This window comes from Marinobacter flavimaris (genome assembly GCF_002933295.1).
GTDB lineage: Bacteria > Pseudomonadota > Gammaproteobacteria > Pseudomonadales > Oleiphilaceae > Marinobacter > Marinobacter flavimaris.
On record NZ_PSSW01000007.1, the window covers coordinates 121,028 to 137,788 of the forward strand.

The window sequence follows — 16,761 nt, forward strand, 5'->3', positions numbered from 1 at the left end:
ATGCTTTCCACTTCATCGGGTGTAGATGGTCATCTGGGAGTCGGGATGAAACCGGATGTCGTGAATGCTCACGTTGCCCATTGAAGCTCCCTGGCCTCCCGTAACCCGTATATTGTCCATCCGGATTTCCTCGATGCGCTCAGGGAACGCCAGCATCAGGGCGCCATCTTCCCTTACCCGATAACGTGGCTCCCCTTCACGATAATGCACACCGGAAATGCTGAGCTCTGAATCCAGGAAGTTCAGAACCGGCACGAAGATATTGGCGGAAAGCTTGAGACCTTCAATAACATCTGCGGATGCCTCGGTGCCCTGCTCTCCATTTCCTGCGGGGTTCTCCGCCATCTTGCTGACAATACCAATGCGGTGCAGCAGGGTCGGATCGCCCTGACCGGAAATCGCCGCCAGCTCGGCTTCACTCATGAGGGCAAGATTGCCTCTCTCATAAAGTTCGCCGGCTTCCAGCGTTGCCTGTGACGCCTCGGCCGAATTGCTGGCCGCAAAGGTTACCAGGGGCTGGAATGGAAGCGTGACCGCTGTTACCAGGGCGGCAGCGTTGCGATAGCGGGACTGGTGCTTGAGGACACGATGCAGCTCCTTCTCGCTGATCCAGCCAGCCTGGATGAATACCTCACCCAGGCGCTGTCCGGTTTCGCGCTGAAGCCTGAGACCTTCGTTAACCTGCCCCTCTGACAGATACCCACGATTGATAAGCAATCGCCCGAGGCGTGATTTCTCTTCAAATCCCTGACGGATTCTCACCCAGTGTCTCCTTTTAAACAGTGAAAACCGTACAACTCGGCCCGGTCAGTGTGATCCATGACTTCCGATATCGGGAAGGTTAGCCGATCACACAACGATGTGCGTGGATGCAGTGCCCGTTTTACCATCACCATCTGGTAAGATCTGGCACCTGATAACAGAATTCGCCGAATTGTCGCAGGAAACACACCTGCTAATAACACGGAGAACGGCTGCAAATGACAAACATGGTAAAACCCCTGAAAACTGTGACTCCCGTATTGCTTATGGCACTCGCCCTACTCATGCCGACTGCCGCGGTGCAGGCGCAAACCAATGAGCAATCGGCCAGTAATCCTCTTCCAAAGGTCCGCATGGTGACCAGTGAAGGCGCTATCGAGCTTCAGCTTCGCCCGGATGTTGCGCCCGAAACGGTCGACAATTTCCTGCAGTACGCCGAAGACGGTTTTTTCGACGGCACCATCTTCCATCGGGTTATACCCGGGTTCATGATCCAGGGCGGCGGTTTCACCCGGGATCTCTCCCGCAAGTCGACTCGGGCCCCTATCCGCAATGAAGCGAAAGAGACACTGCCCAACCTTCGTGGAACCATTGCGATGGCTCGCACCAGTGCGCCTGATTCCGCCACGTCCCAGTTCTTTATCAACCTTTCCGACAACGGGTTCCTGAACGCCGGAGTTCGCGGCCCGGGTTATGCGGTTTTTGGCAACGTGACCGAGGGCATGGGCGTTGTCGATGCCATTGCCCGCAAACAGACCACCCGCAAACAGGGGATGGCCGATGTGCCGGTTGAACCTGTGATCATCGAAACCGTCACCGTGGTCGACCCCGAAGGCTGACACCGTGGACCGTGCTCCCCTGCCGCCCGGAATAGAGCCCGCTGAACTGGCTTGGCACGACGGCGTCCCGGAGTCCATCCGGTTCGGCGATGTCTATTTCAGCCGTGACAATGGTCTCGAGGAAACACGCTACGTTTTCCTGCAACACAACCAGTTGCCCGAACGTTTCGCACAGATTCCCGAAGGCGGCAATTTCGTTATTGCCGAAAACGGCTTTGGAACCGGCCTGAACTTTCTCGCTGCCTGGCAAGCCTGGCAGCGACACGCTCCGGCCCATGCGGCGACGCTGCACTTCGTTTCCGTTGAACGTTTCCCCCTCACCCACGAGGACCTGGCCCGGGCCCTGGCACAGTGGCCCGAACTGGCGGCGCTGGCCAACGAACTGCTTCTGCATTACCCACCCCTGGTGCGCGGGGTACACAGGCTGGTCCTGGCCGGGGGGCAGGTTCGACTGACGCTGTTTTTCGGCGACATTACCGACGCTTGGAAATCCCTGGATTTTCAGGCCAACGCCTGGTTTCTGGACGGGTTCGCCCCGTCCCGCAATCCGGATATGTGGTTGGAAAACATCATCAACAAGATCCGTGCACACAGCAGGCCGGGCACAACTCTGGCGACCTTTACCTCCGTTGGCCGGATTCGTCGGGCCTTGATGGAGGCCGGATTCCGGATGGAAAAAACCGCCGGATACGGTCGCAAACGGGATATGCTGAAAGGCGCTCTTGTCTCGGAGAACCCGGCACCCATCAAAACGGCTCCCACGGAACAACAGGAATCGATCGCAATCATCGGCGCAGGTGTTGCCGGCTGCGCACTGGCAAGAAACCTGGCAGACCGGGGCTACCCGGTAACACTGATCGACGCCCATGGCCCGGGTGCAGCAGCCTCGGGCAACGCCCAGGGCGCCCTGTATGTGAAGCTGGGCGTAGAGTTCAACGACCAGACCGAGCTGGCGCTCACAGCCCTCACGTTCGCGCAGCGTTTCTACCACAACTGGCGCGACCAGCACTGGCATCCGACCGGCCTGCTACAGCTGGCCCACAATCCCCAGGAAGCGGACCGGCAGCAGAGGTTTCTCCAAAGGAACGACTACCCCCGGAGTATCTTTTACCCGGTGACCCGGGAACAGGCCAACGCCCTGACAGGCGTGCCCACGGAATCCGGCGGGCTCTGGTTCCCCGGCAGTGGCTGGCTCGAACCCGCAAACCTTTGCAAGGAACTGGCGAACCACCCGCTGATATCCACGCTGTTCCATAGCGAGGTCAACAATCTTCGGCGTTTGGACGGAACATGGAGCATTTTGGCGGGCGACAACAGATCGATCACCGCTGACCGGGTGGTCATCTGCTCGGGCCATCTCAGCCCGGAGCTTATCCCGACAAAGGGTCGTTTCCGGCTGAAAGCCATTCGTGGCCAGGTTAGCCACCTGCCAGCGACAGCTCTCAGAGGCCCAACGGCCGTTATCTGTGGGAACCGGTACCTCAACCCTGCACTGGGCGAGTTTGCCGTAACCGGCGCAACCTTCGATCTACGTGATAACAACCCTTTGCCCACCGTGGAAAGTCATAACGAGAACATCGACGAACTCGGCTCGATGCTGCCTGCGGTGTTTTCCGATGAAAGCGATGCGCTTCGCGGGGAGGAACTCAGTGGCCGGGTTGCCTTCCGATGCACCACCCATGACTACCAGCCGGTGGCTGGACCCGTTTTCGACGGCGAGAGCGGCGATCTCGATAGCCTTTACCTCCTTACTGGCCTTGGCAGCAAAGGACTGACCTACGCACCCCTCCTGGCCGAATATCTGGCTGACTTGCTTACCGGACAGCCTCCCTGTCTTCCCGCGAACCTGGCCAAACGCCTTGAAACCCGACGCCTCTATCAGACGAATGTGGTGGTTTCGTAATAAACTCCAGCTGAAGTTTCCGGTCAGACTGCCGATAACCATCGAAATGGTGGCATAGTCACGGAGAGAACCCATGTCCATTTTTGTCAGCGAACCCGGCCGCCCGGTCGGAACCCGGCTACCGGAAACATTCCGGGCAAGGCCCGTGGGTGATGTTACAGAGCTGGCAGAAACCCAGAGCATCAATCCTGGCCGAAGTGAGGCAACGGACGCCGAGTTCCAGCAGGCCGCCAATGCCGGTCGCTACAAAGCGCTGGAGGAATACGGCGCGGCGGCCGCTGGCGAGCGCCGGGAAGACCGTCCGTATCTGCCGGTATCCAGGATCTCGTCTCAAACCCTGTATTCCGTTCCGGCGTCTGCAACGATTTCTGAGGCTTTAACCGTCATGGACGAGCACCAGGTGCATCACCTTGTGATCATGGCGGACAACAACGTTGCCGGCCTTGTCGACCTGCGTTGGCTCCTGGGCTGGCTTCACGAGAACGAAGCCGATGCCATGAGCCAGAGCCTGGTTCACATCGAGTTGCCCGCGTTCCTGACAGCCTCACCCGAGACCGATGCCCACCAGCTCGCCAGGCTCATGCTGGCCCACCAGCTCAACGCAGCCCTGGTGGTAGATGCCAAAGGCGCCGCCTCTGGAATTGTTACCAGCACGGACTACCTGCGACTTTACGCCAGCGCCGGCCGCCATCAGGGAACGGTGTAGCTCCAACGGCATCTAATTCAGAGGCGTCAACAGCTCTCCCTCTGGACTGAAGAGAAGCACATACCAGTTGTTGCCGACTCGGGTTAATGCCGGTATTTCGTCATCGCGGTAGTTTTCGAGGTCCAGTATTGCAGAGTCATCGGCCGCAAGCTGGTAGCGCCAGTTGTTTCTGAATTCCGACTCTTCCTCTTCCGTCTCCGGTTCTGGAACCAGCGATACCCGGGCAGCGATGCCCTGCTCCATTCCGGACACCACACCGCCGCTGGCGAAGTCGCCGTTCGTGGTTCCCGCCACAACCATGTCGCCATCGAAATCAGCCAGCCCAAGAAATGCCTCGCTGGACTGATCGTCTTCGTCATTCAGGGTGAAGGCCCGACTGACATTCCCGGCGGCTGAATATCCCAGCAGGAACCCGGCAGCACTGGAAAGCGCCTCCCTCTCCAGAACGGGGTCTTCCTCGTCCTGCTCCAGCACAGAATAGGATCCATCACTGGCACCAATCAGCCAGAGCGTGCTGCCGGTATACAGTCCGTTGGAAACCGGTTCATCGCCAGTGGTGCCAACCTGTTTGACATCAAGTTCGCTGGTGGCACTGGAGGCGTTAAAGAAGAAGGCATCAATGCCGCCGATGACTGAAGCGCCTTCCACAGATCCCGCGGCCGAACCAAACAATCCGGGGTTCACAGATTCTGTGCTGCCGCCGGCAACACGGTCATCGGCTGCTGAGCCGGCCTGTCGGGTCCAGGCAATCGCAGGCTGCTGCGTATTGCCGTCCAGTTCAGTATCAATTCGCTGCAGGAAGCTGTCCCTGCCGCCCAATCCCTGCTGCTGATCAAACACACCTTCCGTTTCCCCGGCCAGGATGACATAGCCGGTGTCACGGTTGATTCCGGCCCAGCGAACCTGATCATCAGCATCCGTTCCGGTCCGGATGGTCCAGGTGGGAACGTATTCGCCACCGTTGGTGGCGGAATCAAACCAGTAAAGCGATGTCACTGAATCCAGGCCGCCCAGACCGGACGTTCCCGCCACAGACTGATCGGTGCTGTAGGCCACGACAAATTCGAACCGGTCTACCTTCGTCCCACCCTCGGTCACCTTCCGCTGCACCACGTTTATGACCGGATCCGGAGCGCTCAGGCTGTCGCTCGCAGAGGATATGTCAACCTGCTGCAACTGAGTGCCTCGTTGGTCAAAAATCCGCACCACCACCCTGTCGTTATCCTGGGTGTCGTAGCCGGCAACGAACAGCCTGCCGTCATGGCCCATCGAGATGTCTGTGGCCACAAAGCCGTCGCCAGGGTTCAGAGCAAGCGGAGACGTCAGCTCGTTGAGGCTGATCCGGATCAGGTTTTCAGCCTCCGCCCGGGCATAATCCTCTCGACCGGCCTGGAAGTTCTCGTTGAGGCCCAGCAGGATAAACCGGTCGCTGAAGGCCGGGTTGGCATAGCCGGCCTCCGGTACCCGAATCCGGAAAGGCACTTCATCGGTCCCTTCTGGAAAAATCAGTTCGTCATTCTCAACCCAGTTTCCGTCTTCCAGTCGCTCGATAACGAACTCGGATTCGAGACGTGCGGTGGAGTCTTCGGTGTGGCTCAGCTTCGCAAAAATATCCCGGTCTCTGTCTCCAGAGAGTCTCGCGACGTATTCGCGCACAGCACCCACGTTCAGCGTATCCCTGCCGCCACCGTTTACAGTTTCCAGCGACAGAACCGGCTCGTTGTCCTGAATGGACAAATTGGTAACGACACCACCGTTACCGCTGCCAAGACCGGCCAGACCGGATCGTACTTCTGTCAGTGCCAGGCGAAGGGACTCGACGGGCTCGGCAAAGCTGTCCTCGACCACCTCCAATGGCAGATAACACTCGGTAATACCCGGCTCAAGTGTGATCACGCCGCGCGTATAGAAGCCCTGTTCGTCAAGCTCATAGTCGATATAGTCCAGCTCGCTTTCCCCCGTCTCATCGCGAGGCAATGAACTGTTGCTGCCCAACCCGACAATGTCCGTGCCGAGGATGGCATCTCCCGCATTGGAGGCACTGTGATCGCAGTTCTGGTGTGGAGGCGAGAATCCGACGTCGCAACTGGATGCGTCATAGTCAGACAAAAGCTCAAAAGCTACCGCTACCCGGGTTACCGACGGTTGATCCAGGGAAACCTTGACGAAGACGCGGCGCGTCGGAAGTGTCAGATCCCTGGTGCCCGATACGGAGCCGTCATCGTTGTAGAGGTTGATGGTAACGCTGTGCTCACCCTCGGTTTCAAGATCGGGCAAGGTGCATTGTTCACGGTTACTGGCAGGGATTTCCGGGCTTTCACCTTCCGTAAACGGCTCTGCATCCAGAGACATGACGTTGTATTTCACGTCAATATCGAACGGCTGGGCGCCGGCCATGCGGCCGTCGGTTGTTACCAGATTGATGCCTTCGGTCTTGCCCAGGTCCGCCTCTCCTCGACTACCGCCGGTGAGACCGGGGACACCGCGCATAATGATGCCCTGGCGGGCCTTGTTACTGGTGTCCTCGAGCGCCAGCCAGGACGGCGCATTGGTCAGGGAATAATCAAGGATATCTTCGCCACCGTAGGCCCCGAAGTTGTAGGAGTATTCAACACCGAGATAGGCGAACACCGGGGGTACGCCAAGGATTGTGGGCTGGTCGGGATCCTTTTCCGTCTTGCACGCAGCAAGCCCCAGTGAAAGCAGGGCCAGAACGGCAAGTTGGCGAACAGGATGAATGCGGGAGTGAAAATCGGCGCCCATGAAAAAATCCGTTTCTATCGTTGTTGTTATGGTAGCGACCGCCCGGATGAAACATGAACACCGGGCGGTTTACACACCGTTACAGAACAACGCCATGGTAGCCAATTTGATACGCAGGGGATCTGCGCGAGTTCTCAGATTCGGTTAGCCCGCGCCGAGGCCGTGCTCTTCCAATAACGCCACCAGCCCGGCTTCATCAAGAACAGGTACCTCTAGCTGTTCAGCCTTGGCCAGTTTGGAACCGGCGGCCTCGCCAGCGACCACGCAGGCCGTCTTTTTGGAAACGCTGCCGGCCACCTTGGCTCCGAGGGATTCAAGCTTCTCTTTGGCTTCGTCCCTTGTCATTCCGGAAAGCGTACCGGTCAGCACCCAGGTCTGGCCTTTCAGAGGCTTCTCTCCCTCCCGGACTTCCTCTTCCTGCCACCTCACACCGGCTTCACGCAGGGCATCCAGGGTTTCGCGATTGTGGGTCTGCTCGAAAAAGCTACGGATATGACCCGCAACGATCGGCCCGACATCCGGAACCGTCTGAAGGCTCTCTTCATCCGCTGCAGCAATGGCCTCCAGAGTTCCGAAGTGGCCCGCCAGGGCTTTAGCGGTGGCCTCCCCCACCTCCCGGATGCCAAGGGCATAAAGGAACCGCCAGAGCACGGGGTTTCTGGCCCGATCAATGGCAGCCACCAGATTGGCCGCCGACTTTTCTCCCATTCGCTCAAGTTTCACCAGGTCGTCGGTGGTCAGGCGATACAGATCGGCAACGGTTTCCACCATGCCCTGATCCACCATGATATCTATCCACTTGTCTCCCAGGCCCTCAATATCGAGGGCTTTGCGGGAGGCATAGTGGCGAATGGCTTCCTTTCGCTGCGCGGGGCAGAACAGGCCCCCAGAGCAGCGGGCAACGGCTTCACCTTCGATCTGGATAACATCCGAGTCGCACACCGGGCACTGTCGGGGCAATTCTACTTCCCGGGCGCCTGAGGGGCGTTTTTCGGCCACCACTTTGACTACCTGCGGAATCACATCTCCGGCGCGGCGAATAAACACGGTATCGCCGATATGGACATCCAGTCGGCGAATTTCGTCCATGTTATGGAGGGTGGCGTTGCTCACCGTCACACCGCCCACAAACACGGGTTTTAACCTGGCAACCGGGGTAACCGCGCCCGTACGGCCGACCTGGAATTCCACGTCCTCGATAACCGTGAGTTCCTCCTGAGCCGGAAACTTCTGGGCAATCGCCCAACGAGGGGCCCGGGATACAAAACCCAGGGCCTTTTGCTGGTCAAGCCGGTTCACCTTGAAGACGATACCGTCGATTTCGTAGGGGAGATCGTCCCGTTTATCCATCAGCTCGCTGTAGGCTTCAAGGCATTCCTCCGCGCCCCTGGCCTTGCGCATCTCGGGATTAATACGGAAACCCCAGCTCTGGACTCTCTTGAGCCCCTCCCACTGGGTATCCGGCAAGAGGCTTTCGTCGGTTACCGCAACGCTGTAGGCGCACATTTCGAGAGGGCGTCTGGCGGTTACCGTCGACTTTTTCTGCCGGAGGCTGCCGGCCGCCGCATTACGGGGATTAACGAAGGTCTTCTCGCCACGCTCCGCCAGGCGGCGATTAAGCTGCTCGAAACCGTCCTTCGGCATGTAGACTTCGCCGCGGACCTCCACCAGATCGGGCACGTCGTCGCCACGGAGCTTCAGCGGCACCGAGGGAATGGTTCGGATATTGGCGGTTATGTCCTCCCCGGAATAGCCATCCCCCCGGGTGGCGGCGGTAGTCAGGGCGCCATTCTCGTAGTGCAGGCTCACCGCCAGCCCGTCCAGCTTCGGTTCACAGACATACTCCACGTCCTCAGTGATACCGAGCCGATCTTTTACCCGCCGGTCAAAGTCACGAAGTTCGTCCTCGCTGAACGCATTGTCCAGCGACAGCATGGGCAGCCTGTGCACTACCTCCTCAAAGCTGGTTTCCGCGGCGCTGCCAACCCGCCGCGTGGGCGACGTGTCCGAAGCCAACTCTGGATAATCGGTTTCCAGGCCCTGTAATTCCCGGAACAGCCGGTCGTATTCCGCATCTGGAACACGCGGGTCATCCAGCACGTAATAGCGGTAGTTATGGTCATCAATCGCCGAACGGAGTTCTTCAACACGCTGAATGATGTCGGGCGTGGCTTTGCTCATGGACTGGCACTCTCGTCTCTCAAAAAAATGCCCGGAACAAACCGGGCATCTGGCCTTCTTTTACCGCCTGGTTTCAGACTCGCTGGGAACGTTGCTTGCGCTCGAACTCCCGAATCCTCTGACGGCAGTGCTCGATTGTTTGAGGGGTCATCACGCTCCGGCGCTCATCCTTAAGCTCGCCGCCAAGGTTACGAACCACGGCCTGGGCTGTCTCAAGCATGAAGTCAAACGCCTGCAGCGCATTGGTGGGCCCGGGCATACTCATGAAGAAACTGATACCGGGCGTGGCCAGGGTCGGCATATCGCCCGGCTTGAACGTGCCGGGTTCCACGGCATTGGCAACACTGAACTGGACCGGGCTGGTGGTATCGGACTCCTCGTGCCGGTGATAAATGTCCATATCACCATGCTCCAGACCACAGGCTTCGAACAACTTCTTCAGGGCCACCCCCTTGAAGTCTTCACCGCTCTTGGCCAGGACATTGATCACAATCACTTCCCGGGCCTCAGGGCGATTCGCACCTGCCAGCGGCTGACCACTGACCGCTCGGGAAGGTTCACGCCGTGCCGTATCTTCCTCTACTTCGGTTGTTACCGTAGGCGGGACTGCTTCCACTTCATCTTCGATGGCCCCCCAACCTGATTCGAGCTCGGTTTCTTCGGGCTCATGACTGGACAACCCGAAATCGGGATCCGACTCAACCGGTTCATCGTGATACTCGGCAGCCGGTTCGCTGTCCGGCCCAGGATGCAGATCCGGTTCTGGCGACTCCCGATGTTCTTCCTTGGCAGCAGCGGTTACCGGGCGGGTCGGTTTGGGTTTCGGAGAACCAAATCGGCTGGGCTTTTCACGCTTTACATACCCACGCTCTTCAAGTGTGTCGCGGGAGATGGTTCGTGCGCCGCCGTTGGGCAACTCCGGGTTGTATTCGTCATCGAGTGGTGAATCCTCGAGCTCATCGGCGCCCATGCCCGATGAGATTGCCATGGATTCCTTCCGGGCACGCCGCATGCGGCGCACGCCATCAATGACAATGCCGATAATAACCAGGGTACCGATGGCAATTAACCATTCCCTAAGTGACATAGTGCTGCTGTCCTGTTTGCAGATCCCGTAACGTTGCTACTCTAAGAAAAGCCCGTAATGAATACAACGCACACCCGGGCCAGATGGCGTTATTGTCATGGTCGCCTGAATTCTGAACAGCCTCAAGCCTCTGCGAGAGCCGCTGCCTCGTCTACATCGACCGACACCAGGCGCGAACACCCCGGTTCATGCATGGTTACGCCCATCAACTGATCCGCCATCTCCATGGCAATCTTGTTGTGGGTAATGTAGATGAACTGAACCTGCTTGGACATCTCCTTGACCATGTTGGCATAGCGGCCCACGTTGGCATCATCCAGCGGCGCATCCACCTCGTCCAGCATACAGAAGGGTGCCGGGTTGAGCTGGAAAATCGAAAACACCAGTGCGATCGCCGTGAGGGCCTTTTCGCCGCCCGACAGCAGGTGAATGGTGCTGTTCTTCTTGCCCGGCGGCCGCGCCATGATCGCAACGCCGGTTTCCAGAAGATCCTCACCGGTAAGCTCCAGGTAGGCGTTACCGCCTCCAAACACTTTGGGAAACAGAGCCTGCAGACCACCGTTCACCTGGTCAAAGGTTTCCTTGAAACGCTGCCGGGTTTCCCGGTCTATTTTCCGTATGGCGTTGTCCAGTGTTTCCAGGGCTTCCATCAGGTCTTCATGCTGGGAATCCAGGTAGGTCTTGCGCTCACTCTGAACATGATATTCCTCAATGGCCGCCAGGTTAATCGCGCCCAGGCGCTGAATTCGGTTGCCGATTCGCTCCAGTTCGTCTGCCCAGTCTTTTTCATTCGCACCCTCGGGCAACTGGGCGAGGATATCCTGAAGTTTTACGTCCAGCTCCTTGAGCTGATCGACATGATTCCCGGAACGGATTTCCAGGGCCTGGGACTCCATTTTCAGTTTTTCGAGTCGGGACCGGACTTCCTGAATGCGATGATCGGTTCCGCTTCTGCCCTGTTCCTTTTCCCGCACTTCCCGATCAATCTCTTCCAGCGCGTCGCGAGCAGCGCCCAGCTTTTCCTCTTCCGCCAATCGCCGATCCAGCAGCCCTTCGAGCTGCATCTGCAGGTCTTCGATGGGCTCTTCGGCGCTTTCCCGGGACTCCCTCAGAATCTCCAGGCGCTCGTCGATACGCTCCTTCTGCAACTGCATCCGATCAATCGTCTGCCTGAGGCCGTCCCGTTGACTGTGTAGGGTCTGCAGCTGGAGCTGCAGCTGATGCGCGTGGTCACGGTCGTGCCGGGCCTCCTGGCGAAGCCGGTCCAGGCTTTCGCGCAAGGTATCGCGCTGCTCCAGCAACCGCTCTTTCTCTTCATCGCTGTCTTCGGTGGAAGCCAGCGCCAGTTGCCAGTCTTCCCGGGCATCCTGAAGACTCTCTTTCTGGCCCTCGAGGTTTTCGGACACGTCCTGGATATCGTCCCGGATTCGCTGCAGACGGGCATCAATCTGCTCGGCACGTGCTCGCAGGCCGCTGACCCTGGACGCCAGGGTGCTCAGTTCACGATCTGCCTCGCTCAGACGGGTCTGCGCCTCATCCCGGGCTGCTTCCGAACGCTCTGCCCGCTCCTGAAGCTCTTCCAGCCGTTCGGTAGCCGCCTCCAGCGCCTCCTCCGCCTCGGCCAGCTGCGCGGTCAGTTCCGTCACCTTCTTCTGCCGCTCAATCACACCGACCTGGCCGGCATCAGAGTCCGGCATCAGGACCCACTCCCGGGATATCCAGACGCCCTGGGGTGTCATCAGGCTTTGACCGTCCCGAAGCCCCGATCGCATACCCATGGCGTCAGAGACGGTTTCGACGGTATCGATGCCGCGAAGCAACGAGGCAATTCCCGGCACTCCGGAAACCTTGGCCGCCAACCCGGAACGCTCACTGCCGTCTGTGGCTTCTGCCTCCACCAGCGCCAACCCCTTTGGCGCTTCTTTCATGGCGGACGAGAGCTGATCAATATCGGGAAGGCAGAGACCCTGGGTAAACCGCCCGATAACCTGTTCGACAGCAAACTCCCAGCCATCGGTAATCTGAAGCTGACTGGCCACCCGGGGCATATCGCTGAGAGCGTTCTGTGACAGCCAGGACTGCAGAACATCATCCCCGGCCCCCATCTGCTCATCCAGAAGGGATTGCTGGGACTCCAGGGACGCACGAAGGCTCTGCACCCGTTGGCGTTCTTCAGAGAGCGCCTGCTCGGCATCACGCTGTTGCTGCCGGGCTTCGTAGAGCTCGTCCTGAACGGATGCAATCCGTTCGGCCGCCTCTTCGCGCTTCAGCTCCAGGGTTTCCTGCTGTTCCAGCAGGTCTTCGAGCTCGGCGCGGTCCATCTGACCTTCCAGCAACTCCTGTTCGTCCTGAAGCTTGCGTTGGCGGGCCAGCAGTTGCTCAATGGCATCCTCAAGCGAGCGGATTCTGGACTGGGCCAGCTCTGCCTGGCGCCGCGCGTCCGACGAACGGGCACTGAAGTCTTCCCACTGGTGCTGCCAGTCGCTCATGGCGTCTTCGGCCTGCTGCAACTTCTCACCAGATTCCTCGGAGCGAACTGCCAGCGCTTCCTGCTCCGGCTCCATCATGTCGAGTTCTTCCTGGATTCCCGCAAGCTTGTCCTCATCCTGCTCCAGCTCGCGGGCCAGTTCTCTCTGGTTCGCCATGGCCTGGTCCAGCTCAGCCGCCATTTGCCGGCTCCGTTCACGCTGGTGTTCGAGGCTCTGCTCAATACGGGCGATATCGGCCCCGGCTTCGTAATAGCGTGCCTGTGCCCGGTTGAAATGCTCGGTCCGTTCCTGGTGATTGTCGCGCAGGGATTCCAGGGAGGTCTCCAGGCTGACCCGCTCGGTGAGGTATTTCTCAAGCTCGAGCTCGGTATCCCGGATCTTGCCTCGCCAGGCTTGCAAGTCATTGTCGAGGGATTGCCAGCGAAGCACCGTCAGTTCGGCTTTTTTCTGGCGCTCTTCCTGCTTGTAGGCCTTGTACTTCTCGGCTGCGGCTGCCTGACGCTCCAGGTGTTGCAGTTGGCGGCCCAGCTCTTCTCTCAAATCGGTCAGACGCTCCAGGTTTTCCTGGGTCCGGCGGATACGGTTCTCCGTTTCCCGGCGCCGCTCCTTGTATTTTGAAATGCCGGCCGCCTCTTCAATATAGATCCGAAGCTCTTCCGGTTTGGCCTCAATCAGCCGGGAAATCATGCCCTGTTCGATGATGGCATAGCTCCGCGGGCCGAGACCGGTGCCGAGGAACAGGTCAGTAATGTCACGACGCCGGCACTTGGAGCCATTCAGGAAATACTCGGACTGCCCTTCCCGGGAAACGCGGCGGCGAACGGAGATTTCGTTGAATTTCACAAATTCACCGGGCGCGGACCCATCGCTGTTATCAAAAACCAGTTCGATGGAGGCCTGTCCCACAGGCTTTCTTGCACTGGAACCGTTGAAAATAACGTCTGTCATGGATTCGCCGCGCAGGTACTTGGCGGAGCTCCCCCCATGACCCAACGCACCGCATCGATGATGTTGGACTTGCCGCACCCATTGGGGCCGACCACGGCCGTCATGTTGGAGGGGAACGGAACCGTGGTGGGATCTACGAACGATTTGAAGCCGGACAGTTTGATGGACTTCAGCCGCATATCAGGCGCTCGCTTCCTGCCGGAGGATCGTCAACACCTGCTGCCGCTGGTGCTCCCCAAAGGCCTGGATAACGGCTTGCAGCCGCTCAGTGTCGTCGTTGACGGCGGCATCCGCCAGCTGCCGAAAGAAGGTGGCGGTTTCACCGATTTCTTCCCGGAAGTGTTCCAGCGCCACAAAATAGGTGCGGCTGATGGCCGGCCGGAAATTCTCGAGGGTTTCTTCCAGAAACGGGTTCTCGACCAGGCCGTAGGCGTAACGCATAACCCCGAAACCCGCATCAATAACCTGCTCGGCGGCGTCGGCACTGGTGGCGTTCAGGGCATCAATGACTGCCTGCAATTCACGGACCTGACCCATGACACCGCCAAGCTCCCTGCCGGACCAGCGTTCAAGTACCTTGCGCCCCAGCATGCAGAGGAGGTCGATATAGATGTCGTAGAGGCTGTTGACGCTTTCTGGCGTCAGGCTGGAGACCACCGCACCCCGCCGGGGGAAAATCTCGATCAGGTGACGGCGCTCCAGAATGAGCAGTGCTTCCCGAACGGAGCCACGGCTGACATTCAGTTCTCCCGACACCTTCAATTCCTGAATGCGTTCGCCGGGCTTGAGATCTCGCGTGATGATTCGTTGCCCCAGATGCTGGGCAATTTGTTCAGACAGACTTTCCGGGGCCTGAAACCTCATAAAGTTGGTCACTCATTCCTGAAGACGGCACGATTTCAAACGCAGAAGTTTACCACAGGGAATCTATAGCCCCACCCCTTGTCTGACATTTTGCACAGCTCAGGAACATCGCGGCAAATCACTGCCGGTTTTTTGACGGCGAATCAGGAACGACAGCCGAAAAATCAGAAACCAAGTGATGTTAGCCTCGTTACTCGCTGTTTTTGTTCGTTTTTGATGACTGGGCACGGTTTCTGCTTTGCACACGCAAAGCACTGTAAACTTCTGCGACAGAGTGAACCGTAGTGAAAAACATACCGTCGATCCATCAGTCTCCTTCCCAGCCCCAGAAACTGGCTGCGCTGCGTCAGGCACACAAGGACTGGAACAACACGCCGGATGTACTCACCAGGCTAACGCGCCGGCTGTCCACTACCCTGTCTCTGGAACAACAGCTGGCGATCCTGGCCGAAGAGCTGGTCGCCATTGTTCCTTTCAGTGCGCTCAACTACCGCCACCGGATCGGTAAACAAGATTTCGTCTATGCCACAGGCATGGGGGGCCCACACCGCTGCGAATACCGGCTGAGCCTAGAAGGTGTCAATTATGGGACCCTGGTGCTGCAACGTCGGCAGAGGTTCTCGGAACAGGAGCTGGAAGGCGTAGAGATGGTTCTGAGTGCGGCGATCTGCCCGATTCGCAACGCCTGCCAGTACGTGGCCATTGAACAGGCATCTCTGACAGATTCCCTGACCGGCATACCCAACAAACGCGCCCTGGACGACGCTCTGCAGCGCTCCAGCCTGTTATCAGAGCGCCATGGCGAGCCCTACTCGCTCGTCCTCTGCGATCTGGACCACTTCAAGACGGTGAACGACACTCACGGCCATGTGGTTGGCGACCATCTTCTGCAATTGGCCGCGTGCGAGATCGAGAAGTCGATCCGAACCTCGGATTCAGTCTACCGCTTTGGCGGCGAGGAGTTTGCTATCCTGCTCCCGCATACCTCGGAGCAGGATGCCAGGGATGTAGCAGAGCGCGTTCGCGAAGCGATTGCCGCTATCCGGGTTGATGGCGGAGAGAAGGAGCTGAAGGTCACAACGAGTTGTGGTGTTGCCACTTTCCTGCCCAAGGAGGCGCCCCAGGCCTGGCTGGCAAGGGCGGACGAGGCACTCTATCGTGCCAAACACCAGGGCCGTAACTGCACCCGGGTGTTTGCCACCATTTCGTAACGATCAGCCCCGGGGCGTCTTGCTTCGGGCTCTCTCTGGCCGGGGAGCACGCCCGGCTGGTTTGGCAGGTTTGGTGTCGCTGACAGCCCATTTGTTGCCGGGGGTTTTCTTACCGGACCGGCCAGGGCTTTTCCGCCTCTGGCGGTCGTGGGCCGCTTTCTCATTTGGCGTTTTCTGCGGAATCTCAACCGCTTCGAGACCAACCGTGCGACTCAGGGTGTCTACTGCGCGCTGATCCAGCTCTTCCCATTTTCCTACGGTCAACCTGCTCGGCAGGAAGATCGGCCCGTAGCGCACGCGTTTCAGCCGACTGACGCGAACACCCTGGGATTCCCACAGACGACGTACTTCCCGATTGCGCCCTTCCAGCAAGGTCACGTGGAACCAGCGATTTATACCGCTACCGCCAGCCGGAGAGATATCGGTGAACTTGGCCATGCCATCTTCCAGGAGAACGCCCTGAAGCAGGCGCTCGATCATCGCATCGTCCACTTCCCCGAAGATCCGTACCGCGTATTCCCGATCAATCTGGTTGGACGGGTGCATCAGGCGATTCGCCAACTCGCCGTCTGTGGTGAAGAGCACCAGACCCGTGGTATTGATATCCAGCCGTCCGATGGAAATCCACCGGTGCTCCTTGAGACGTGGCAAACGATCAAACACCGTCGGCCGCCCCTCAGGATCCTTTCGAGTGGTAACCTCACCCTCCGGCTTGTTATAAATCAGTACCCGGCGCATCACTTCCGCCGCACCGGACACTTCAAGTCGCTTGCCGTCGAGTTCGAAGCGATCCTCAACAGTCGCTTTTTGCCCGGGCGCCACAGGTTGCCCGTTGACCAGCAGGCGGCCGGCTTCCATCCAGCCTTCAATTTCCCGGCGCGAACCGATGCCCGCGCGGGCAAGCAATTTCTGAATACGCTCTGGCCCACCCTGGCTCGCGTTGTCCTTGGCTGGTCTGGCTGGTTTGTTGGGGCGTTCTGCCGCCATGAAATCAATCCTTAGTATCTG

At 58.8% G+C, this 16,761-nt stretch carries 10 protein-coding genes and 1 pseudogene; 4 read left to right on the top strand and 7 right to left on the bottom strand.

Annotated features, from left to right (window positions below):
* Positions 1 to 12: 12 nt before the first annotated feature.
* On the bottom strand, positions 13 to 762 hold the full coding sequence (locus tag MDHKLMBL_RS13865) for a cyclic di-GMP-binding domain-containing protein, MshE-related (RefSeq protein WP_104271050.1): 750 nt from the start codon (positions 760 to 762) through the stop codon (positions 13 to 15).
* A 227-nt stretch (positions 763 to 989) separates the two neighbouring features.
* On the opposite strand from MDHKLMBL_RS13865, the gene MDHKLMBL_RS13870 reads away from it, so the two are divergent.
* The 3 genes from MDHKLMBL_RS13870 (at position 990) to MDHKLMBL_RS13880 (ending at position 4,210) form a co-directional block, all read left to right on the top strand.
* Positions 990 to 1,601 carry a peptidylprolyl isomerase gene (locus MDHKLMBL_RS13870; protein ID WP_425269261.1) on the top strand — a complete coding sequence of 204 codons (612 nt, stop codon included), beginning with the start codon at positions 990 to 992 and terminating at the stop codon, positions 1,599 to 1,601.
* Between the two features lie 4 nt (positions 1,602 to 1,605).
* Positions 1,606 to 3,504, top strand: a complete 1,899-nt coding sequence (gene mnmC, locus MDHKLMBL_RS13875) for a bifunctional tRNA (5-methylaminomethyl-2-thiouridine)(34)-methyltransferase MnmC2/FAD-dependent 5-carboxymethylaminomethyl-2-thiouridine(34) oxidoreductase MnmC1 (RefSeq protein WP_104271052.1) — start codon at positions 1,606 to 1,608, stop codon at positions 3,502 to 3,504.
* A 73-nt stretch (positions 3,505 to 3,577) separates the two neighbouring features.
* The gene (locus tag MDHKLMBL_RS13880; RefSeq protein ID WP_104271053.1) at positions 3,578 to 4,210 is read left to right on the top strand and encodes a CBS domain-containing protein; all 633 of its coding nucleotides are present in this window, start codon (positions 3,578 to 3,580) and stop codon (positions 4,208 to 4,210) included.
* 12 nt (positions 4,211 to 4,222) lie between these two features.
* Here MDHKLMBL_RS13880 and MDHKLMBL_RS13885 read toward each other — a convergent pair whose 3' ends face one another.
* From MDHKLMBL_RS13885 to MDHKLMBL_RS13910, 5 genes and pseudogenes are all read right to left on the bottom strand, one after another.
* A complete protein-coding gene (locus tag MDHKLMBL_RS13885) occupies positions 4,223 to 6,973 on the bottom strand; it encodes a hypothetical protein (protein ID WP_104271054.1) in 2,751 nt (916 codons plus the stop codon).
* A 144-nt stretch (positions 6,974 to 7,117) separates the two neighbouring features.
* On the bottom strand, positions 7,118 to 9,154 hold the full coding sequence (gene ligA, locus MDHKLMBL_RS13890) for an NAD-dependent DNA ligase LigA (protein WP_104271055.1): 2,037 nt from the start codon (positions 9,152 to 9,154) through the stop codon (positions 7,118 to 7,120).
* A gap of 73 nt (positions 9,155 to 9,227) precedes the next feature.
* A complete protein-coding gene (gene zipA, locus MDHKLMBL_RS13895) occupies positions 9,228 to 10,241 on the bottom strand; it encodes a cell division protein ZipA (RefSeq protein WP_104271056.1) in 1,014 nt (337 codons plus the stop codon).
* A gap of 122 nt (positions 10,242 to 10,363) precedes the next feature.
* Positions 10,364 to 13,822: pseudogene (gene smc, locus MDHKLMBL_RS13900) on the bottom strand (chromosome segregation protein SMC); the annotation flags it as partial.
* Positions 13,823 to 13,858: 36 nt separating this feature from the next.
* Complete coding sequence (locus MDHKLMBL_RS13910; RefSeq protein WP_008174408.1) at positions 13,859 to 14,542, bottom strand: GntR family transcriptional regulator; 684 nt, start codon at positions 14,540 to 14,542, stop codon at positions 13,859 to 13,861.
* Between the two features lie 284 nt (positions 14,543 to 14,826).
* On the opposite strand from MDHKLMBL_RS13910, the gene MDHKLMBL_RS13915 reads away from it, so the two are divergent.
* The gene (locus MDHKLMBL_RS13915) at positions 14,827 to 15,753 is read left to right on the top strand and encodes a GGDEF domain-containing protein (RefSeq protein WP_014576931.1); all 927 of its coding nucleotides are present in this window, start codon (positions 14,827 to 14,829) and stop codon (positions 15,751 to 15,753) included.
* A gap of 3 nt (positions 15,754 to 15,756) precedes the next feature.
* Here MDHKLMBL_RS13915 and rluB read toward each other — a convergent pair whose 3' ends face one another.
* Positions 15,757 to 16,740, bottom strand: coding sequence for a 23S rRNA pseudouridine(2605) synthase RluB (gene rluB / locus MDHKLMBL_RS13920; RefSeq protein ID WP_008174404.1), 984 nt, complete (start codon positions 16,738 to 16,740; stop codon positions 15,757 to 15,759).
* Positions 16,741 to 16,761 lie beyond the last annotated feature (21 nt).

Excerpts from the sequence above, each read along its gene's own strand:
- MDHKLMBL_RS13870 (WP_425269261.1), top strand. The coding sequence starts at position 990 with ATGGTAAAACCCCTGAAAACTGTGACTCCCGTATTGCTTATGGCACTC.
- MDHKLMBL_RS13880 (WP_104271053.1), top strand. The coding sequence starts at position 3,578 with ATGTCCATTTTTGTCAGCGAACCCGGCCGCCCGGTCGGAACCCGGCTA.
- MDHKLMBL_RS13885 (WP_104271054.1), bottom strand. The coding sequence starts at position 6,973 with ATGGGCGCCGATTTTCACTCCCGCATTCATCCTGTTCGCCAACTTGCC.
- ligA (WP_104271055.1), bottom strand. The coding sequence starts at position 9,154 with ATGAGCAAAGCCACGCCCGACATCATTCAGCGTGTTGAAGAACTCCGT.
- zipA (WP_104271056.1), bottom strand. The coding sequence starts at position 10,241 with ATGTCACTTAGGGAATGGTTAATTGCCATCGGTACCCTGGTTATTATC.
- MDHKLMBL_RS13910 (WP_008174408.1), bottom strand. The coding sequence starts at position 14,542 with ATGAGGTTTCAGGCCCCGGAAAGTCTGTCTGAACAAATTGCCCAGCAT.
- rluB (WP_008174404.1), bottom strand. The coding sequence starts at position 16,740 with ATGGCGGCAGAACGCCCCAACAAACCAGCCAGACCAGCCAAGGACAAC.